We start from the raw sequence: 18,784 nt of genomic DNA, 5'->3' as shown, positions 1-18,784 counted from the left end.
CCGCATCCTCGAAGCGTCCGGTTCGCACCGGACAACGGCAATGAAGATCAACAAGGGGAACTGACATGAAACTGAAAGTCTTGACGCTGCTCGCATGTCTCGCGGGAAGCATGGGAAACGCATTGGCGGCCGAAGGCGAGTTGTCCATCGGAACGGAAGGCGCCTACCCGCCATGGAGCATGTCCGACGCCAATGGCAACGTCACCGGTTTCGACGCCGATGTCGGCGCGTTGCTGTGCACCAAACTCGCGGTGACCTGCCATTTCGTCGTGCAGGCGTTCGACGGGTTGATCCCGGCGCTGAAGGCCAAGCGCTTCGACGTCATCATCTCGGGCATGTCGATCACCGCCGATCGCAAGAAGGAGATCAATTTCAGCGTCGGCTATGCCGAACTGGCCAATATGTTCGTCGCGGCCAAGGGTTCTGATCTGGCCGCCATCACCGACGTCGATACGCTGCTGAAGTCGCTCGACGGCAAGAAGGTCGGCGTGCAGGCTGGCACGACCCACGCGCATTTCCTTGAGAAGCGTGCGCCGAATGCCGACCTGAAAACCTACGACACGCTTGACCAGATGCAGATCGACCTGGCGAGCGGCCGGATCGACACGGCTTTCGCCGATCAATCCGCCTTGCAGGACTTTCTGGACAAGCCCGATGGCAAGAACTTCCAGCTGGTCGGCGTTGAGATCAAGAGCACGTACGACCCGACGCTTGGCGAAGGCATCGGCGTCGGCATCGCGCAGGACAACACCGAACTCAAGGCCAAGATCGACAAGGCGCTTTGCGAGCTGATCGCGGACGGCTCGATCGGCAAGGCAAGCCAGAAATGGTTCAAGACGGACATTTCCCAGCCCTGCAAATAACGCCTTGGAATCCTCGCATGCGCCCGGAGCGCCGGGCGCATGCACTTCATTTGCACGACAAGACTAGGCGACTCAGATGGAATTCGGTCTCTGGCAGGTTTGGGAAGCGGGTTGGGTGACCGCCATCCTGCGTGGCGCGTCGATAACGATCCTGGTGGGTCTCGTCAGCATGGCGGCCGGGCTGGTGATCGGCATTGTCTGCGGGCTGATCAAATGGGCCAGGATATTTCCGCTCTCGCTGCTCGTTGATGCCTATACCTCGCTGGTGCGCGGCGTGCCCGAACTGCTCATCATCTACCTCCTGTTTTTCAGTTCGGTTGAATTCGTGACCAGGGTCGTGACCGCTTTCGGCTATGCCGGTGTCGCGGAGAGCGGCTATGCGTTCGTCATCGCGGTCATCGCCATCGGCGCGATCTCCGGCGCCTATTCGACCGAGGTCGTGCGCGGAGCCCTGGGGGCGATCCCCGATGGGCATATCGAGGCCGCTCGCGCGCTTGGGCTATCGGGCGGCCGGATCTTTCGCCGCATCATCGCGCCGCAGATGCTGCGCATCGCGGTTCCCGGCATCAACAATGTCTGGCAGACCACGATCAAGGACACGGCCCTCGTCTCGGTGGTCGGCCTTCAGGAGCTGATGCGCATTTCTTTCATTGGCGCCAATTCCACCCGCCACCCGTTCATCTTCTACCTGATCGCGGCTGTGGTTTATCTGGCCATTACGCTCGTCAGCCAGGCCGGGTTCGACGGCATCGAACGCCTCCTCAGAGTGAGGACGAGAAAGTAGTATGATGGATCTCATCCAGCTAGCGGTTCCCGTCCTGCTCAAGGGCCTGTGGGTGACGGCGGCACTGACGTTCGTTTCGGTGCTGATCGGCTTCAATCTGGGCCTCGGCCTGGCGCTGATGCGGCTGTCATCGAACCGCTTCCTGTCGGGCTTCGCCAAATATTATTCCAATGTCTTTCGCGGGACGCCACTGCTGGTGCAGATTTTCCTGTTCTATTACGGGCTTGGACAACTTTCCCTGATCAAGGACAACGCGGTTTTGTGGTGGTTGATCAGTGACGGCGCGCGCTGCGCCGTGCTGGCACTTGCGCTGAACACGGCTGCCTACACGTCCGAGATACTGCGCGGCGGATTGATGTCGGTTCCGGTTGGCCTCGTCGAAGCGGCCCAGGCATGCGGCATGTCGCGGATGCTGCGGTTCCGGCGCATCGAGTTTCCGCTCGCCATCCGCCAGGCGCTGCCGGCCTATGGCAATGAGCTCATCCTCGTCGTCAAGGGGACCAGCCTTGCCTCGACGATCACGGTGCTCGAAATAACCGGCTATGCCAAACGGCTCATGAGCCAGACCTTCGCCATCTTCGAGATCTTCGCCATTGCCGGCGTGCTCTACCTCGTGATCAATCTGCTGCTGATCGCGATCATCCGCGCCATAGAGCGTTTTCTCATGCGGCATGAATCGCGATCCCGCCAAGAATTGAGCACGCCTCGCCCGGAGGGGGCCGCGGGGGCCTTGTAACGTGCTCCCTAGCCTGGCGATGACGGTACTTTTCGAGACGGCTTGGGCGCTCCGTCGAACGCCGCGAAGCGCAAAAATAGTCCGATTGACATCGATAGTTGGTGAAACCTCAAAATATTTTTTGCAGCGATTTTCCCCTTAAAATCAAAAGCGTAATTTTTTGATGGTTCTGGTGACGGGTTTTTTGCGAAAATGGCTTATATGCTGTTTAAACAATCGAGTGGGAGTAAGGGGGATCGCCGGCAATAGTGACGTTCGGCAGCCCTCTTGCCCTTTCTTTTCAGTGCGCGACAGATTTCTTCGACCGTTCCTGCGCTCCTTCCTGACCGTTTGGCTGATCAGATATGTCGTTGCTTCGGAAGTAAATCCCGTTCGGCCCCGCAGAGGGCTATGGCGTACTACGGCGTGCACTAGGCTGGTCCTAGCAGGCCCGAACCAGGGGCTGTGGTTTGCTACGTTCGGGGCTAGCGGCAGCTTTTGGCTGCTTATCCGTCCTGATTTTCCCGTGGTCGAACTTTGTTGACCTCCATCCAAAGCAGAATTGACCACCGCTTCTTTTTTCGGCCTACAATAGCGACGTGCGCGTGCGTATCCTCTTCCATCATGGGTTGCAACAGCGCTGCGAAGTCGCACCAAAACCAAGCGGATTTCGGCCGCTGGCGCAGCACTCGCCGACTAGGCATGTGAAGATCTGGCCCGGTCCAGATCGTGGATCGCAGCTTGTATGTTGTGAGCAAAGTTGCGCCCAAAGCACGATTGCGGGAAGGCGGTGGTGCTCGTCGCAAGCAAGATATCAAGCGCCGAGCGTGGCTGGGACAGCAGCACTTTCAGGTTTCCAAATTGTGCCGAGGGGAACCAGCCCTTCAACGAGCCGAGACCAGAGGTGCGACCGCGATCGATAGGCTTTTCAATCTGCGGATCGCAGACGCGTGTCTGCTCCTGAAACACCCGCGCAATCATCTGGCGGGCAGGTGTCTTGCACATCGCGCTTCTGCCCAATTGCCTGATCTGCTCTCACTGTTCGTGCATGGCTTCTGACGAAACCTGCATGAGAGGCGAAAAAAGGTATCCGATGATGCGGCGTCTGCCAGTCTTGATCTCGACGGTGACGGACATGCCAGCACCACCATCGTTTGCTTGTCAATGAGTTTAGCTGGGCGGTGGCGCTCTCGGTTAGCCGCGACAAGATGGCGGGCGGGCGTGGAACGATAGCAATTCTCTCTGGCGCGGCCCCCCAGGGCGGAGCAATTCCCAAGCCTTTTGAACAAACGAGTAACGTCCACTTTTGTGACAACACCAAAATTGCACCAGGACCTACCCCAAAGGGGGTATGTACCCCGGCGTTCCGCTGTTCGAAAGTTGTCTTCAGGAGAACGAGGGGTATGGGAGTGCCCGAGGTCGGTGCGATTCTGCGCGGATCGCTCCATCGCTGATAGCATCTACCGGGAGCGGTCGTGAGCTGGACCTGTTCGAAGATCGGTGTCGGCGGTGTCTGGGCCAGCGGCATGTCCGTGCTTTCCCAGGGTATGACCGTGCGCGCGGAGCAGAGCAGGCGCGGGGTTGCTGCCGCACGCGCCGAATTGCTCAAATGCTGAAGTCCATGTCCCCGTTCGAGAAGATAGCGCTGGTCGGCATCGGCCTGATCGGCTCGTCACTGGCCCGCGTCATCCGCCGCGATGGTCTCGCCCGTCATGTCGCCATCTCGACGCGCAGCCAAACGACGCTGGCGCGGGCGAGGGAGCTCGGCCTCGGCTCCTCCTACACCACGGATGCGAAAGAAGCGGTCCGCGATGCCGATCTGATCATCGTCTCGGTGCCGGTCGGCTCGTCCGGCGCTGTGGCCGAGGAAATCGCGCCGGCGCTGAAGAAGGGTGCGATCCTCACCGATGTCGGCTCGACCAAGGCGTCTGTGATCGCGCAGATGCAGCCCTATGTGCCTGATGGCGTGCATTTCATTCCCGGCCATCCGCTGGCGGGCACGGAAAAATCCGGCCCGGATGCCGGTTTTGCCGACCTGTTCGACAATCGCTGGTGCATATTCACGCCGGTGCCCGACACCGACCCGGAGGCGCTGGAGAGGCTTTCGGAATTCTGGCGCCGCTGCGGCGCCAACATCGACACCATGGATCCCCAGCATCACGACATGACGCTGGCCATCGTCTCGCATCTGCCGCACATTATTGCCTACAACATCGTCGGCACCGCCGATGATCTGCAGTCGGAAGCAATCAAATATTCGGCTTCCGGCTTTCGCGACTTCACCCGTCTTGCCGCGTCCGATCCGACCATGTGGCGCGATGTCTGCCTGCACAACAGGGATGCCATTCTCGAAATGCTGGGGCGGTTCTCGGAAGATCTGGCGTCGCTGCAGCGGGCGATCCGCTGGGGCGACGGCGAAAAGCTCTTCGATCTGTTCACTCGCACCCGCGCTGTCCGCCGCTCGATCATCGAGGCCGGTCAGGAAATCGATGCGCCCGATTTCGGCCGTCAGGCGGTCGAGCATCCGGTGAAGAGTTAGACTGGCTATGGTGGCTGGTGTCGGAAAGATGAAAATGTCGGTGACCGCAGCCGGCGCTCCGGCATCCCGACCCGCATGGCGCGGCGAAGCTCGCGCAATGCTTGCGCTGGCCTGGCCGATGATGTTGACCAATATGGCGCAGACGGCGATGACGGCGACCGACGTCATCTTCATCGGCCGGTTGGGCGGTGACGCCCTGGCGGCCGCCGCGCTGGGATCCAACATCTACTTCATGGCACTGATCTTCGGGCTGGGGCTGGTCTACGCCACGTCGCCGATGATGGCAGTCGAACTCGGGCGCAACAAGCACTCGGTGCGCGATGTGCGCCGCACGGTGCGGCAAGGCCTGCGGCTGGCGGTCCTCATCGCCCTGCCAATCTGGATATTCCTCTGGAACGCCGAGACCTTGCTGTTAGCCATGGGCCAGCAGCCGGCGCTCGCGGCGCAAGCCGGCGCCTATGTGCGCTGCCTGCAATGGGCGCTGCTGCCCTTCTACGGCTATGTCGTGCTGCGCTCGTTCGTCTCGGCGCTGGAGCGGCCGGGCTGGGCGCTCATCATCATGGCGTTTGCGGTGACGCTCAACGCGCTCGGCAATTGGCTGCTGATATCGGGCAATCTCGGTTTCCCCGCGCTTGGCATCGTCGGATCGGGCATCGCCACCACCCTCGCCAGCCTGTTCATGTTTGCCGGCATGGCTGTGGTGATCGTGTTGCACAGGACGTTTCGGCGCTACCGGCTTTTCGGCCGTTTCTGGCGGGCGGATTGGTCGCGCCTGGTCGCGTTGCTGAAACTTGGCGCGCCGATTTCCGCCATGCTCGCCTTCGAGGTGACGATCTTCAATGCCGCTGCCTTCCTGATGGGGCTGATCGAGCCGGCGCAGCTTGCCGCCCATGCCATCGTGCTCCAGATCGCTTCAATCACTTTCGTGATCCCGCTCGGCCTGGCGCAGGCGGTGACCGTGCGCGTCGGTCTGGCGTTCGGCGCCGGCGATGCCGAGGGCATCGGCCGCTCGGGCTGGACGGCTTTCGTCATGGGCGTTTCGTTCATGGCCTTGATGGCGCTGGTCATGCTGGCCTGGCCGCAACTGCTGATCGGCGTGTTTGTCGACACGGACGATCCGGCCAATGCCGCGGTGGTCGGCTTCGCCGTCTCCTTCCTCGCCTTTGCCGCGCTGTTCCAGGTGGCGGACGGCGCCCAGGCGGTCGGAGCCGGAATGTTGAGAGGGTTGCAAGACACCAAGGTCCCGATGCTCTACGCCGCGATCGGCTACTGGGGCATCGGTCTGCCGCTCGGTGCGCTGCTGGCTTTTCATTTCGGCTTTGCCGGCAAAGGCATCTGGACCGGATTGTGCTGCGGGCTCGCCATCGTCGCCGCGCTGCTGCTCTACCGGTGGCTGCAACGCCACCGGTTTCTCCTGGCCACCAAAAAGCCGGCCGGCGTCCTGATGGCGGAACTATGAACCTCAGTGAGGCGCCGCCACCGTTTCGATAGCAATCGATCCCGCAATTTGCTGGGCGATTTCGGCGGCCTCGACATTGGTCGAGGCAGAAACCAAAACATAGCCATAGCGGTCAAACGAACTGCCGACTTGCTTTACCACACTGCCAATTTCCAATGGCAAGTCGATGCGAATGACGTTGGGATGGCTCCTGAACCGGAAGCTCCCCTTGATGTTCCTGACGATGCCGGGAGGCGCCATGAAGTAATGTATCGACGCCGCCCGTTTCGGCGACGCGTCGATTTGAATGGCTTCGCCCGCGGCCCAGCGCACATAGTTTTCGAGAAGATTGCATCCAGTCGATCGCTCGAAAAGCTCCGTGATGAAATCGCCAGCAAAACGGGAGTGTGTTTCAATCAGCACCGGTCCGGTTTTGGTCATCAGCACTTCGGTGTGAGACGGCCCGTAGTCCAGCCCTATGGCCTCCAATGTCTGCCGAACAAACGCGATTGCCTCATCGCGCAGCTCGGCGCTGATCCGCGCCGGATAGACATGCTGCGCCTCGACAAAGGGGTTGTGATACCGCTCTCCGCCATTGACCTCTTCATTCACGCCAAGCGAGATCAGTCCGTCATCCGTGCCGATGAAATCTAGAGACAATTCAATGCCCTCGGCGATCTCTTCCATGAGTATCGGAAAATGTGCGGAGGTGAGCGTGTCCAGCTCGGCCTGATCTCGAATGGCCCTGACGCCTTCGCTTGCGAAACCGCCGATTGGCTTGATGATCGCCGCCCCGCCGGCCTCGGCTAGAAAAGCCTTTGCTTCTTCCGGGTTCGTCACCTTCGAAAAACGAATGCCATGTCCAAGTTTCTCCTTCAGCAGTTCGCGCATGTCCGCCTTGTTTCGGCTTATGTTCACGGCTGCGACCGGAGCATATCGAAGGCCAAACTCTTCGGCGGCGAGCGCGGCTGGCAAGAGCCCGTACTCGGAGAACGAAACAACGCCCGACAAGGGCGTATCCTTGGCCATACATTTCAAAATACCCAGAAATTCCATGCTGTTCACATAGTCGGTGATGATGACCATGCGCGCGTCCTGATAGCGATAGTCGCGGCTGTCGGACGGTGACAACAATTGAACGAGCGAAAAACCCAGGCTCCTGATTATGTCGACGAGTACCGGGGCGTTGCCAAAGACCACGAGCGTCTTCATCAGAAACCGTCACCAGGGGTTGATGGTTGCGGGATGTTTATCTGCCCGCAGAGGCTGGCCTCCACAAACAACTGAAGCTTGGTGATGCTCAAAAGGTATACCCCTGTTGGGGTATGGCCTGACGACGTTGGAGCATTGGCAGCCGACATGGGTGTGTCTCGCAAATGAACGCGACGATACTGCCGAAGGTTACGATCGACACAGAAGAGTGCCGGCCACGCGTGAAAATCCTCCCTGCCGTGCAGTCGGTGATATTCCAAGGATCATCAAAAAGAGAGGCTGTCGCAGCAATACCCCATTGGGGGTATGTACCCCTCAATCAACCAGACATAGGCTATTTTCGACAAGTGAAGGGGGGTATTTGAGCGATCGCTAAAATATACTCTCGAATACTCGAATTGACGCTGCTGTATTCTTTCGTGATTGCGCCAAAGCCAGAATTCCCTGCCCATGTCCGGAGCAATCCGGGCGGGAGAACGATGACGGCAATAGCACTGGACGATACCTGGCCCGTCACGCGACCCTGACATAAGGAAATGGAAGCCCGATGCTTGCCGCCTCTCTGTCCATCAACGACATCGCATTGCATGAACTCGACGGGTTCTCCCAAACGCAGAGGGGGCAACTGCTGACACGGGTGGAGAGTGATCTCTCACATTTTGTCGCGGGCGCGGCGCCGATCATCGAAGCCGTCGCGCGCGACGGAGATGTTGCGCTGGTACGCTTCGCGCGGGAATTCGACAAGGCTGACATCACGGGAAGCGGCGTGGAAGCCAGGCGAGCGGACTTCGACGAAGCATTCTCGATGCTCGATCGGGAGATGATCGGCACGCTCGAATATGCCGCCGACAATATCCGCCGTTTCCATGAGGCGCAGTTGCCCGCTGAAATCTGGATGAAGGAAATCAAACCAGGTGTTCTTGTGGGCGAACGGTACACTCCGGTGGACAGCGTTGCGCTCTATTCTCCACGCGGGAAGGGTTCGTTCCCTTCGGCGACGCTGATGACGGCCATCCCGGCGACGGTGGCGCGCGTGCCAATGCCGATCATTCTGACGCCAGCCGGACCGGACGGCAAGATTGACGCGGCAACGTTGGTGGCCGCCAGGCTGGCGGGAATAGAGCGGGTCTACAAGGCTGGCGGCGCGGTCGCGGTTGCCGCGGCCGCGTTTGGGACCCAGACCGTGCCGCGTTGCTGCAAGTTCGAGGGACCCGGCAGCCCATGGGTGGCGGCGGCCAAGCATCTCCTGCATGGCAAAATCGGCTCGCGGGTTTCGGCGGGGCCGAGCGAGAGCATCGTCATGGCTGACGACTCTGCCGATCCGCGTCTTGCCGCGCTGGATCTGTTGATCGAATCCGAGCACGGATCAGACTCCTCAGCGTTCCTCATCACCTGGTCGCGCGAGATTGCCGAAGCCGCCCGTGCAGTCATTCCGGAGTTCTGGAAAGAGATGGGCAAGCGAAGGGTGGAGTACTCGCGCGATGTGCTGAGCGGAGCTCGTGGGGGCATCGTGCTGACCCGGGACCGCCAGCAGGCCTACGACTTCATCAATGACTATGCGCCCGAGCATCTCCAGATACATTCCAAGACGCCGTTCGAGCATCTCGGACACATACGAAATGCCGCGGAAATACTGCTTGGCGAGCATGCGCCAGGGTCGATAGCCAACTACCTGATGGGACCAAATGCCGTGCTGCCGACAGGGGGGGCTGCGCGATACGGCTCCGGCCTAAGCGTGCATGATTTTCAGAAGGCAACTTCAATCGGCCATGTCACTGCTGCCGGATATGCCGAGATGGCTCCGCACGCGCATCGCTTCGCTTCCTACGAAGGGTTCGATGCGCACGCCAACGCGGTTTCTCCGCTGCGAGAGCGCGCTCCGTTGAAAACAGACATGCCAACCTAGGGGCCGAGACAATGACAATTGCAATTAGAGAGGCAGTGAGAACGATGACGGGTGCTGAACTGATTGTGGATGTCCTGACGCAGAATGGCTTCCATCAGGTGTTCGGCGTCCCGGGCCGGCGCGTCCTGCCGATATATGACGCAATCTATCGCGCTGCAGACAAGATACGAATTGTCGCCAGCCAGAACGAGCAAGGTGCGGCATTCATGGCGGACGGTTATGCGCGGGCGCGCGGCCGGAGCTGCTGTCTCGGCATTTCAGGACCTGGTTTGCTCAACATGGTCACAGGTGTCGCGGCGTCGTATTACGATTCCGTGCCTGTCCTGGTGCTGGGCGGGCAGGCCCAGACGAAATCGATCGGCAAGTACGCCATTCAGGAGGCGACCGGGCACGGACGGTCGCCCGATCAGCTGGAGATATTCCGCCGCATCACCAAAAAGGCGACGCGAGCGCAAACAGCCGACGATATCGTTCCGGTGCTGACGGCATCGATCGACGAGATGTTCTCCGGGCGCCCAGGACCCGTCTACATCGAGTTTCCAACAGACATTTTGCACCAGGAGATCGCGCCTGGTGCCTATGACACCTCAGCGAAGCCGCCGGTGTCGGAGGACGCTTCGGCCAAACTCGAAAAATGGCCGTTCCAGGCATTGATGGCCGATCTCTCCCGCGCGAAGTTTCCGGTCATACTTGTCGGCCAGGGCGTCAATGCCAGCGGCGCGCGCGACGAGGTGAAGCGCATTGCGGAGGGCCTCGGCATTCCGTTCGTAACAACCACTCTGGCGAAAGGCACTCTGCCGGAAGACAGTGAACTGTCTCTTGGAAGTTGCGGGATTTGGGGACAGCCCGCAGCAAAGGAATATCTGTTGGGACCTTGCGACGCCATCCTGGCGTTTGGCACGACTTTTCAGGAGCTGTCATCCTATGGCTGGCGGATCAGAAGCGAGCAGATTCTGCTGCGGGTCGATATCGATGAGGGAGAGCTTCATCGAAATTACAGTGGCAAGCATAGTTTCCTCGGTGATGCGAAGGATTTTCTGACGGCGTTTGAACGCTGTCTTTCCATGGGCGGCGAGCAACCGCGGTTCCCCGAGGCCAAAGCCCTGGTGGCCACGCTCAAAAATGATGCGGGATTCTACACGACGATCCAACACGCCCAGGAGGACGTGCGGTCCGATCTGATCAATCCGATCGCCCTGGTCAAAGCGATATCCCGTCTGACGCCGCAGGATGTGCCGATCATATCCGACGTCGGCGAGAACGGGGCCTGGTCGATGTATCTGATCCAGAGGGAAAAGGTCGGCAGCTACGTCATCAATGCCGGTCTGGGTACCATGGGGCATGCCGTCGCCGCCGCTGTCGGAGTCAGTCTGGCACTGCCGGGCAACAAGATCGTATCCATCTGCGGGGATGGTGGATTCATGATGAATGGCAATGAAATTGCCACTGCAGCCAAGTATCGATCAGATGTCCTCTGGATCGTTTTCAACAACGGAATACTTGGAACGCAAAAACACTATCAGCGTGATTATCTTGACGGGCGTTATATCGCGTCGGACATGCCGGACATAGACTATTGCAGATACGCTGAGTCGCTTGGTGTTTCCGCAACGCGCGTAAAAACCATCGATGAATTTGATGTGGAATATAAGAGATTACTAAAAATCAAGGGAAATCACCTGATAGAAGTATGCGTAGATCCTAATATTAAGCCGGAACCCTGTTATTTTTACTGAAGGTCTGCTTTCATGTCGGCATTGCTGGTGGTTGGCTGCGCAGGCGGTATTGGCAGGGCGATGGTTTTGCACCTGGCTCATCAATTCGATGTTCTCGTCCTGGCAGACATTGACGTTGAAGGCGTGCGCAGGGTCCGTGACGAGATTGCCGCGGCCTGCCCAGAATGCAGATGCATGGCTGTTCATGTCGATATCAGGGAGATGGAGTCTGTCGCCAGGCTGTTTTCGGAAATAGAAGCGCAAGAGATAGACCTCACCGCGGCGGTGAACAACGCTGGCATACTTGGCGAACGCGCGACCCTTGCCGACAGCAATCCGGTCGAATGGCGAAATGCTTTGGAGCTGAATGTTTTTGGAACCTATCATCTCGTCAAACACGAGATCGCCGCGATGCGCAAAACGGGCGGCGGCAGGATTCTCAACACGGCTTCCGAGTTCGGCGCGCGCGGCGCCGTAAACGTTTCCTCCTACGTGGCCAGCAAGCACGCGATCATCGGGATGACGAGGGCTGCTGCCCTGGAGGTTGCCCAGTCCAACATCCTCATCAACGCCATTTGTCCCGGAGCGATAGACGCCGGAATCACCAGGAAGTTTGTCGATGAGGTTGAGGGGTTTCTGGAAAGAACCACGCAAGGCATTCCGCTTCGCCGGCTGGGGGATGCCGACGAAGTTGCCAAGGCCGCCGCGTGGCTCCTCAGTCCCGACAACAGCTACATGACCGGACAGTCAATATTCATCGATGGTGGCAACACCGCTTAACGGAAGGGGTTTGCGATGGAACGCAGTATTGAGCTCATCAACGATCGACTGTCTGGCCGTTACGGCCACACCAATGTGATGGTGGCCAATGCCGCTGGTGCCACCATCGAGGCCGAGGACAGCACGCTATACGTGGATTACATTCTCGGAAACCTCACCCAATTGAGAGGGTTCCGCAGTATTGCATCTTTGTTCAAAAGCCTGGGCGATGTATCGACGCCGACGAATGTCGGCGACAATCCGCATGCTGTTCAGGGTGTTCTGGCAGGTAAACTCCTGAAGATTGCCAAAAAGGAATGCTTGCGCTTTACAAATTCCGGATCGGAAGCCGTGCATCTTGGAGTTCGTGTTGCGCGTGCGCATACGGGGCGAAAGAAGATACTTCGTTTCCACGGGCACTATCACGGCTGGTATTCCGAAGAGATCGCCGGGTTTGTCCCTGTCCAGTATTCCGCAGGGCTGCCCGAGGAAGCCACTGCAAACAGCATATCGATCGAATGGAACAATCTCGATGCCTTGAATGAGGCCTTTGAGCAGCATGGCGACCAGATCGCTTGCGTCATATGCGAACCCATCCTTGCCCACTCCGGGACAATCCCTGCCAAGGACGGTTTTCTCGAGGCGATCGTAAGCCAGGCCAGCCGATATGGCTGCCTCTCGATTTTCGATGAATGCATCACCGGGTTTCGCGTTGGGCTGCATGGGGCGCAAGGCCTCTACCGGGTCTATGCGGACATGGTGGTGTACTCGAAGGCGATCAGCGGCGGTCTGCCGTTTGGCGTTCTGCTTGGAATGAAGGAACATTTCGCGCCGCTGTCGGAGGGCAAGGTATTTCACGCCTCCACCTATGACGGAAACGTGCTGTCGGCACTTTCCTGCCTGGAAGTGCTTTCGGAACTGGAGCAGGGAAAAACCTATGAGCTTGTCGAGCGCGCTCAAGGCCAGCTGATCGATGGCATCCGAACGATAATGTTGCGCTCGGGGCTGCCGTGCCATGTGCAATCTGTCCCTGGGTTCTTTCAGGTCTATTTCACATCCGCGAACGATATCGACAGCTATCACGCGGCGATGGCGACGGACTATCCGCTTTACCGCCGGTTCGTGTCGCGCATGCGCGACAACCATGTGTTGATTTCAGAGGGGGATCTGAGCCATCCGCAGCCCTATCAAAACTGGATAGGGTCCTGGTTCCTGTCCTCGGCCCACGACGACAGCGCCGTCGCCACGACACTCGAGGCGTGTGAAAAATCGGTAAAGGAGTTGCTTGCCTGATGCAGCAATATCCAAGACGCGTGTTCTTTTTCAACGATGCCGAATTCGCAATCGAGGACAGGGCGAACAAGAGCGAGATAGATCAGGTTCGCCGTGCCTTCTCACAGGTATCACGCTACATCAAGTCGCCCGAAGTCAGTGTAATCGACTACCAGTTGTGCCGGATCAATTTCGAGAACGCGCTGGGTTCCGCGCATTATGACGAAGTTATCTGCCTCGGCGGCAAGGGCCTGTCCTTGTACAACAAGGTAAAGCAGTCGCTTACGGCGGGTCGGGTCCGCGAGCTGAAGATAAGGCGGGTGTTCGACGACCAGTCCCTCGATAATTTCGATTTCGGCATGGCCATGAGTCCGGGCGATTATGCCGAACTCGAGAAGATAGCCAACAAGAGCGTATTGATTGTCGACGACGTCATCTACACGGGGCGGACGCTGGACTATGTCCTGAAATGCATCGGCGATACCAACGCGGTCTCCATGCTGACGATGGTGGCCATGGAACACACTCGAGACAATCTCGGCCGGCAGCTGTTTGCCGGGTTGATCATTCCCGGCGGTCCCTGGTCGGGACGCGATCAGGATCAGGATCTTTGGTGCTTTCGAGACCTGATCGAGAGTGATGCTGTCGTCTACAGTACTGGAAAAGCCGAAAGCTTCATAGAACGCGAAGACATAATGAGGCGCTATCTTTTTGGAGACGACTATGGGGCCGTTACCTCTGTCATCAGTGAGATCAGGCATTTGTTCAAGTGAACCCGACGTCGCGAGACTGAAGTATCTGGATGTCGGCATTTCGATGGAGATGCTTACCGACGCCAAGGAATATTCAGTCGATTTTATCGTCGTCGAAGCGAACGCCAAAGAGGTTACGATCGTGCACAAGCGAACGGATGAATTCCTATTTGTCATTCGTGGAAAACTGCTTGGCACGGTAGGGCGCCAGCCGGTCGAATTGCCTGCGGGCGGGTATGTGGAGATTCGCCGGGGCACGCCGCACACCTTCACCAACAACGGACCGGGGAGCGTCCATCTCGTGTCTTTTTGCGTGCCGAAGTATGACTCGGATGACGTCTATCAGGTCGCCGACGATGCGTAGCGCAGGTCTTCAGCTCTGCGTTGGAGACGTTCCCCGTGGACGTTGACGTCTGTATTGTCGGCACCGGCGCTGCTGGCGGCATATTGGCGTATCGTTTGGCCAAGCTTGGACTGGTCACCATGTCCGTCGATGCCGGCGATGTGGTCCCGGACTCCTACTTCAGGACCGACGAGCCCGGGGAGGCCGAGGAAGCCGATCAGTTCAATCCGTTCAACGCGCAGGCCTCGCGGTTGTTTGCCGATACGCCCGTCTCACCGGCGGACGGCTTTGTGCAGCATCAGATACTCAGGGTCGGCGGCCTGCAAAATCTCTGGGGTGGCGTTTCCCTGCGCTTTTCCAGGGACGACTTTTCGGGGCCTGGCCATTCGACGCATGCTCCGCGGTGGCCGATCACCTATGACGATCTCGAGCCCTATTATGCCGATGTCGAGGGGCTGATCGGCGTGACGGGAGCGCCTGGGGGCAATGCGGATCTGCCGGATGGGGTTTTTATCGAGCCGCTGCCGCTAAACCGTCTGGATCGCCACATCTACAAAAGACTGAAGGCGAAGCCAGGCCTCTGGTCCCGCGTCACCGCCAATCGCAAAGCTGTCGAAACACGCCCGTCCAGGCACAACCGCTGCAGGCGATGCGGAATGTGCCAGAACGGATGCTATTCAAACAGCATCTACAAGTTCAGCAGCCGGCTGCTGCCGGAGATTGTTGATGCGCCGAACTATCGGCTGAAGGCAAACACCGTCGTCCAGTCGATCACGTGCGGTGCCGATGGCAAGATAACCGGCCTTCGCTGCTTTGACAGGGCGAAGGCAACCCATACGACCGTTACCGCAAGGCGGTATGTCCTGTGCGCGGGGGCTATCGAGAACGCCAAGATACTCTTGTCCTCCCACACAGCCGAGCATTCCACTGGCCTTGCGAACAGCAGCGGGCTGGTAGGGCGTCATTTGATGGACAACCCGAACGTCGTGTTTGTCGCTCTTCATCCAAGGTTTCTTTTCACCCGCAAGGAAACCTATTTCGGCTACGGCAACCACTTGCTCGTTCCGGCACAGACCTCCGGGGACGATGGCATCAGCACGCGATACCTGGCCGACATCTACCACGGCAACCCTCATCTGGTGCCGCTGTTCAAAAGGAACCTGCCCAAACTGCTTTCACACCCGCTTGCCGAGAGGATCACCTTCGGGTCGTCGCTGATGTTTCTGTTCGGGCCTGCCGAATCGCATTTCGACAACCGGGTGGAGATTTGCGACGGGCAACCCCGGGTGTTCTACAACTGGACGCAACGCGATCGCGCGGTGATTGGCGCCATCGAGACGCAAGGGCGCCAGATGGTTCGAGCTGTCGGTGGCGTGTTTCTCGGCAGCTACCCTGGCGGCCCCGGCGATTCCATTCACTATGCCGGCACCTGCAGGATGTCGTCCGATCCCGTCACCGGCGTCGTCGATGCGAACCTGCGTTCATTCGACCATCGCAATCTCTTCATCTGTGATGGCAGTGTCCTGCCGTCACTTCCGGAAAAACATTCTGCGTTGACGATGATGGCGCTGGCATCTCGCCTGTCGGCCTATCTCGGTTCGCCGCAGGGCAGGGCCTGACAACCACGAGCGTCGCAAGCAAGCAGGCAGGATCATACAAAAGGGGCAGGGACATGAGCCGATTTGAGGGAAAGCGCGTTGTCATCACCGGTGGCAGCCGTGGCATCGGCCTGGCCACCGCAAGCAGATTTGCCGCCGAGGGAGCCCATGTCGTCGTAGCCGGTCGTTCGCTCGAGCGCCTAAACGACGCATTGGCTGCCCTGGGGCAAATGCCCAACATCGTGGCGCTGAAGTGCGACGTGACAGACGTGTCCGAGCTTCAGGCAGTCTTTGCCGAAATCAACGCACGCTATGGAACCTTCGATGTTCTGGTGGCAAATGCCGGCGTCGGCCAACGAACGGAATTCGAAAAAGTCACCGAAGCCGAATTCGACAGGATCATGAATGCCAATGTGAAAGGCGCTTTCTTTTCCGTACAGAAGGCCCTGCCATATCTGAACCCTGGCAGCTCCGTCGTGCTTGTCGGATCAAACTTGAGCTACACCGGTTGGGAGCTCGCCACAGTCTATGGGGCAAGCAAGGCAGCGATTCTGAATTTGACCCGCTCTCTGGCAAGCACACTTTCCAGCCGTGGTATTCGAGTGAATGGGGTGACGCCCGGCTCCATCAGGACAGCGATGCTGCAGGAAGTCGTGCTGGATCACTACGATGAAGCCGAATTCATCGCCAGCGAGTTGCCGATGGGATTCATCGGTGATCCGGACGATGTTGCGAAGGTCATTGCATTTCTTGCATCGGACGACGCCAGGTACATCCTTGGCGAGGATATCCTTTGCGACGGCGGATCGACACGATTGTAGCCATTGCCGGTCAGGGATCCTCTGTGTGGCTCTGGCTGTATTGCAAACCGGGTTGGGAACGAATGGCAAAGCGAAGTCGTATATTGGTGACAAATGACGACGGTATCGGATCCGGCCTGGTCTTGCCGTTCATCCAGGCCATGAGAACGGTGTTCGACGTCGTGGCGATCATTCCGCGCGATGATTGCAGCCTGACCGGGCATTCGGCTTTGGTGGGTTCCAACCAGCGGCTTCAACTGATCGGCGAAGATTGTTTCGTTCTCGACGGATTTCCGGCGGACTGTGTGGCATTGGGCCTCAACCTGCCGGAATTCGGCGCGTTCGACGCGGTTGTCGCCGGCATCAATCGCGGCCTCAACATAGGGTCCGACACCTGGTATTCGGGAACCGTTGCCGCTGCCAGGGAAGCGGCTTTGGCGGGGCTTGCGGGGATCGCGATTTCCTGCGCTGAACCCGGTGCGAACCCCGAAGAGCTGGCCAGGATTGCCACCGGACTGGTCAAGGACGTTATGGAGCGGTCAATCGCCGGCAAGGGCGTTTTGGTCAATATCAATATCCCTGCATCGGACGAAAACGGTCTGAAGGGAATCTTGCAAACCATGCCGGCCGACCATGGCTCGCGAAGCGTCTTTTCGTTGGAAAAGATGCACGCCAAGGAATGGCGTGTCAGCGTCGTGGCGGAGCGCGCTGCGAGCGCAACATGCAATGATCGATGCGAGTGCAAGGCTCTGGATCGCGGCTTCGTATCGGTTGCGGTGATCCAGCGGTTCCCTTGCAAGCCTGACCCGGCACGGGAGGTCGATCATGTTTGACAAGGCCGAGATGTTGCAGCGGGCGGCACTGCTCGCCGGGCTGACGGATTACGGGGAACCCTCCTTCGAGGAAGCATTGGAGCGGCTGCTCGATTCGGCCCGGCTCGAGGCTGGGCTGAACGGCACGGGAATTGACATTTTTCGCGATGAAGTAATCCGCTTGTTGTCAAATCGCCTCGTGCTGGTGAACGACTGGAAGGCAAACCCAACTCTGGCGGACGAAGATATCGAAAGACCCTTGTTTATCCTTGGGCTGCCTCGATCCGGCACGAGCATACTGCATGAATTGTTGGCACAAGACGTCGAGAACCGGGTCCCCTTGACGTGGGAGACAACGCGACTCACGGCGGGGCCAGGCCATGGGCTGCAACGCGAAGAGGAGATCATCTCTCGGACGGAGAACGAGTTTCTGCAAATTGACAAGATCATCCCGGATTTGAAGAAAATACACCGTATCGGTGCATTGTTCCCGGACGAATGCGTGACCTTTATGAATAACGACTTCAAAAGCATGCATTTTCATGTGTGCTACAGATTGCCCAAATTCCAGAAATGGCTGGACCGGTCGAGCTTTGTGGACGTGTATCGCTCGCACAAGCGTCAGCTGCAACGGCTGCAAAGCAGAAGGCGTGGCGTGCAGTGGGTGCTGAAGTCGCCGCAACATCTGTGGACGCTGGACGCGTTGCTCCAGGTCTATCCGGATGCACACATAGTTCAGCTTCACAGAGATCCCGTTGATTCAGTCGCCTCCTACGCAAGCCTTGTTCACAGCCTCCGGCGTGCCGTTAGCGACGTTCAAGACGCCCGCGAAATAGGCCATGAATGGGCGGAATATTTTGCGCATGGACTGGCAAAGACGATGTATCTCAGGAACAAGCTCGAAGGGCGAAATCCGTTCCTGGACATACCCTATCGCGAATTCATGGACGATCCCGTTCGCATGATTGGGCTGATATACACCCATTGCGGGCGCACCCTTTCCGCTGCCGCGGCGGAAAGGATGAAAGACTACATGAAATCGCATCCGGCCGATATGTTCGGCAAGCACCGGTACAAATTGGCGGATTTCGGTCTCGATCTGGATGAAGAGAGAGAAAGATTCCGGAGCTACCGACAGGAATTCATCGTGAACTAATGCATGTCGCCCAGAAGTGCGCGGCGGTTCCGGGACAACGACATGCATCAAGACAAAGATTTAAGCGCGTCGCATGAATCCGTTTCAGCGCGACGCGCTTTAAGCCGTCCTTCCGTTGTA

Annotated in this window: 18 protein-coding genes; 16 read left to right on the top strand and 2 right to left on the bottom strand. The window is 58.6% G+C overall.

All coding sequences use genetic code 11. The features are described from left to right. Positions 1–65: 65 nt before the first annotated feature. The 3 genes from ACSQ3L_RS27795 to ACSQ3L_RS27785 all read left to right on the top strand — a co-directional run bounded on the left by ACSQ3L_RS27795 (position 66) and on the right by ACSQ3L_RS27785 (position 2,383). The gene (locus tag ACSQ3L_RS27795) at positions 66–863 is read left to right on the top strand and encodes a transporter substrate-binding domain-containing protein (RefSeq protein WP_436162815.1); all 798 of its coding nucleotides are present in this window, start codon (positions 66–68) and stop codon (positions 861–863) included. A 76-nt stretch (positions 864–939) separates the two neighbouring features. Beyond that, positions 940–1,647 (top strand): ABC transporter permease, encoded by a 708-nt coding sequence (locus ACSQ3L_RS27790; RefSeq protein WP_436162814.1) that lies wholly within the window; start codon positions 940–942, stop codon positions 1,645–1,647. A gap of 4 nt (positions 1,648–1,651) precedes the next feature. After that, positions 1,652–2,383 carry an ABC transporter permease gene (locus tag ACSQ3L_RS27785; protein ID WP_436163546.1) on the top strand — a complete coding sequence of 244 codons (732 nt, stop codon included), beginning with the start codon at positions 1,652–1,654 and terminating at the stop codon, positions 2,381–2,383. 675 nt (positions 2,384–3,058) lie between these two features. Here ACSQ3L_RS27785 and ACSQ3L_RS27780 read toward each other — a convergent pair. Further along, the gene (locus ACSQ3L_RS27780; protein WP_436162813.1) at positions 3,059–3,367 is read right to left on the bottom strand and encodes a hypothetical protein; all 309 of its coding nucleotides are present in this window, start codon (positions 3,365–3,367) and stop codon (positions 3,059–3,061) included. 470 nt (positions 3,368–3,837) lie between these two features. Here ACSQ3L_RS27780 and ACSQ3L_RS27775 point away from each other — a divergent pair, with 470 nt between their 5' ends. The 3 genes from ACSQ3L_RS27775 to ACSQ3L_RS27765 are packed head-to-tail and all read left to right on the top strand — an operon-like array spanning position 3,838 to position 6,360. Then, positions 3,838–3,978, top strand: a complete 141-nt coding sequence (locus tag ACSQ3L_RS27775; RefSeq protein ID WP_436162812.1) for a hypothetical protein — start codon at positions 3,838–3,840, stop codon at positions 3,976–3,978. Next, positions 3,972–4,901 carry a prephenate/arogenate dehydrogenase family protein gene (locus ACSQ3L_RS27770; protein ID WP_436162811.1) on the top strand — a complete coding sequence of 310 codons (930 nt, stop codon included), beginning with the start codon at positions 3,972–3,974 and terminating at the stop codon, positions 4,899–4,901. Before ACSQ3L_RS27775 ends, ACSQ3L_RS27770 begins: the two co-directional genes overlap by 7 nt. 34 nt (positions 4,902–4,935) lie before the next feature. Then, positions 4,936–6,360 carry an MATE family efflux transporter gene (locus ACSQ3L_RS27765; protein ID WP_436162810.1) on the top strand — a complete coding sequence of 475 codons (1,425 nt, stop codon included), beginning with the start codon at positions 4,936–4,938 and terminating at the stop codon, positions 6,358–6,360. A gap of 3 nt (positions 6,361–6,363) precedes the next feature. Here ACSQ3L_RS27765 and ACSQ3L_RS27760 read toward each other — a convergent pair whose 3' ends face one another. Continuing rightward, positions 6,364–7,551, bottom strand: coding sequence for an ATP-grasp domain-containing protein (locus ACSQ3L_RS27760; protein WP_436162809.1), 1,188 nt, complete (start codon positions 7,549–7,551; stop codon positions 6,364–6,366). 547 nt (positions 7,552–8,098) lie between these two features. Here ACSQ3L_RS27760 and hisD point away from each other — a divergent pair. From hisD to ACSQ3L_RS27710, 10 genes are all read left to right on the top strand, one after another. After that, positions 8,099–9,457: a histidinol dehydrogenase gene (gene hisD, locus ACSQ3L_RS27755; protein ID WP_436162808.1), complete on the top strand. Its 1,359-nt coding sequence runs from the start codon at positions 8,099–8,101 to the stop codon at positions 9,455–9,457. Positions 9,458–9,501: 44 nt separating this feature from the next. Continuing rightward, complete coding sequence (locus tag ACSQ3L_RS27750; protein ID WP_436162807.1) at positions 9,502–11,193, top strand: thiamine pyrophosphate-binding protein; 1,692 nt, start codon at positions 9,502–9,504, stop codon at positions 11,191–11,193. A 12-nt stretch (positions 11,194–11,205) separates the two neighbouring features. Further along, positions 11,206–11,952 carry an SDR family NAD(P)-dependent oxidoreductase gene (locus ACSQ3L_RS27745; RefSeq protein ID WP_436162806.1) on the top strand — a complete coding sequence of 249 codons (747 nt, stop codon included), beginning with the start codon at positions 11,206–11,208 and terminating at the stop codon, positions 11,950–11,952. Positions 11,953–11,967: 15 nt separating this feature from the next. Beyond that, entirely contained in the window at positions 11,968–13,224 is a 1,257-nt protein-coding gene (locus tag ACSQ3L_RS27740; protein ID WP_436162805.1) for an aspartate aminotransferase family protein, read from the top strand. Then, the gene (locus ACSQ3L_RS27735) at positions 13,224–13,976 is read left to right on the top strand and encodes a phosphoribosyltransferase family protein (RefSeq protein ID WP_436162804.1); all 753 of its coding nucleotides are present in this window, start codon (positions 13,224–13,226) and stop codon (positions 13,974–13,976) included. The genes ACSQ3L_RS27740 and ACSQ3L_RS27735 overlap by 1 nt, the downstream gene beginning before the upstream one ends. A gap of 43 nt (positions 13,977–14,019) precedes the next feature. Then, a complete protein-coding gene (locus ACSQ3L_RS27730) occupies positions 14,020–14,319 on the top strand; it encodes a cupin domain-containing protein (RefSeq protein ID WP_436162803.1) in 300 nt (99 codons plus the stop codon). Between the two features lie 119 nt (positions 14,320–14,438). After that, positions 14,439–15,917, top strand: a complete 1,479-nt coding sequence (locus ACSQ3L_RS27725; RefSeq protein WP_436162802.1) for a GMC oxidoreductase — start codon at positions 14,439–14,441, stop codon at positions 15,915–15,917. Between the two features lie 53 nt (positions 15,918–15,970). Then, positions 15,971–16,717: an SDR family NAD(P)-dependent oxidoreductase gene (locus tag ACSQ3L_RS27720; protein ID WP_436162801.1), complete on the top strand. Its 747-nt coding sequence runs from the start codon at positions 15,971–15,973 to the stop codon at positions 16,715–16,717. Next, entirely contained in the window at positions 16,690–17,529 is an 840-nt protein-coding gene (locus ACSQ3L_RS27715) for a 5'/3'-nucleotidase SurE (RefSeq protein ID WP_436162800.1), read from the top strand. Before ACSQ3L_RS27720 ends, ACSQ3L_RS27715 begins: the two co-directional genes overlap by 28 nt. Continuing rightward, positions 17,522–18,664 (top strand): sulfotransferase family protein, encoded by a 1,143-nt coding sequence (locus ACSQ3L_RS27710; RefSeq protein WP_436162799.1) that lies wholly within the window; start codon positions 17,522–17,524, stop codon positions 18,662–18,664. The genes ACSQ3L_RS27715 and ACSQ3L_RS27710 overlap by 8 nt, the downstream gene beginning before the upstream one ends. The last annotated feature ends 120 nt before the right edge of the window (positions 18,665–18,784 follow it).

This window comes from Mesorhizobium sp. LjRoot246 (genome assembly GCF_964254115.1).
Lineage (GTDB): Bacteria > Pseudomonadota > Alphaproteobacteria > Rhizobiales > Rhizobiaceae > Mesorhizobium.
This window is presented reverse-complemented; position numbering and strand designations above follow the sequence as displayed.

Excerpts from the sequence above, each read along its gene's own strand:
- ACSQ3L_RS27750 (WP_436162807.1), top strand. The coding sequence starts at position 9,502 with ATGACGGGTGCTGAACTGATTGTGGATGTCCTGACGCAGAATGGCTTC.
- ACSQ3L_RS27780 (WP_436162813.1), bottom strand. The coding sequence starts at position 3,367 with ATGTGCAAGACACCTGCCCGCCAGATGATTGCGCGGGTGTTTCAGGAG.
- ACSQ3L_RS27790 (WP_436162814.1), top strand. The coding sequence starts at position 940 with ATGGAATTCGGTCTCTGGCAGGTTTGGGAAGCGGGTTGGGTGACCGCC.
- ACSQ3L_RS27760 (WP_436162809.1), bottom strand. The coding sequence starts at position 7,551 with ATGAAGACGCTCGTGGTCTTTGGCAACGCCCCGGTACTCGTCGACATA.
- ACSQ3L_RS27735 (WP_436162804.1), top strand. The coding sequence starts at position 13,224 with ATGCAGCAATATCCAAGACGCGTGTTCTTTTTCAACGATGCCGAATTC.
- ACSQ3L_RS27785 (WP_436163546.1), top strand. The coding sequence starts at position 1,652 with ATGGATCTCATCCAGCTAGCGGTTCCCGTCCTGCTCAAGGGCCTGTGG.
- ACSQ3L_RS27795 (WP_436162815.1), top strand. The coding sequence starts at position 66 with ATGAAACTGAAAGTCTTGACGCTGCTCGCATGTCTCGCGGGAAGCATG.
- ACSQ3L_RS27720 (WP_436162801.1), top strand. The coding sequence starts at position 15,971 with ATGAGCCGATTTGAGGGAAAGCGCGTTGTCATCACCGGTGGCAGCCGT.
- ACSQ3L_RS27740 (WP_436162805.1), top strand. The coding sequence starts at position 11,968 with ATGGAACGCAGTATTGAGCTCATCAACGATCGACTGTCTGGCCGTTAC.
- hisD (WP_436162808.1), top strand. The coding sequence starts at position 8,099 with ATGCTTGCCGCCTCTCTGTCCATCAACGACATCGCATTGCATGAACTC.
- ACSQ3L_RS27765 (WP_436162810.1), top strand. The coding sequence starts at position 4,936 with ATGTCGGTGACCGCAGCCGGCGCTCCGGCATCCCGACCCGCATGGCGC.
- ACSQ3L_RS27730 (WP_436162803.1), top strand. The coding sequence starts at position 14,020 with ATGGAGATGCTTACCGACGCCAAGGAATATTCAGTCGATTTTATCGTC.
- ACSQ3L_RS27770 (WP_436162811.1), top strand. The coding sequence starts at position 3,972 with ATGCTGAAGTCCATGTCCCCGTTCGAGAAGATAGCGCTGGTCGGCATC.
- ACSQ3L_RS27745 (WP_436162806.1), top strand. The coding sequence starts at position 11,206 with ATGTCGGCATTGCTGGTGGTTGGCTGCGCAGGCGGTATTGGCAGGGCG.
- ACSQ3L_RS27725 (WP_436162802.1), top strand. The coding sequence starts at position 14,439 with ATGTCCGTCGATGCCGGCGATGTGGTCCCGGACTCCTACTTCAGGACC.
- ACSQ3L_RS27710 (WP_436162799.1), top strand. The coding sequence starts at position 17,522 with ATGTTTGACAAGGCCGAGATGTTGCAGCGGGCGGCACTGCTCGCCGGG.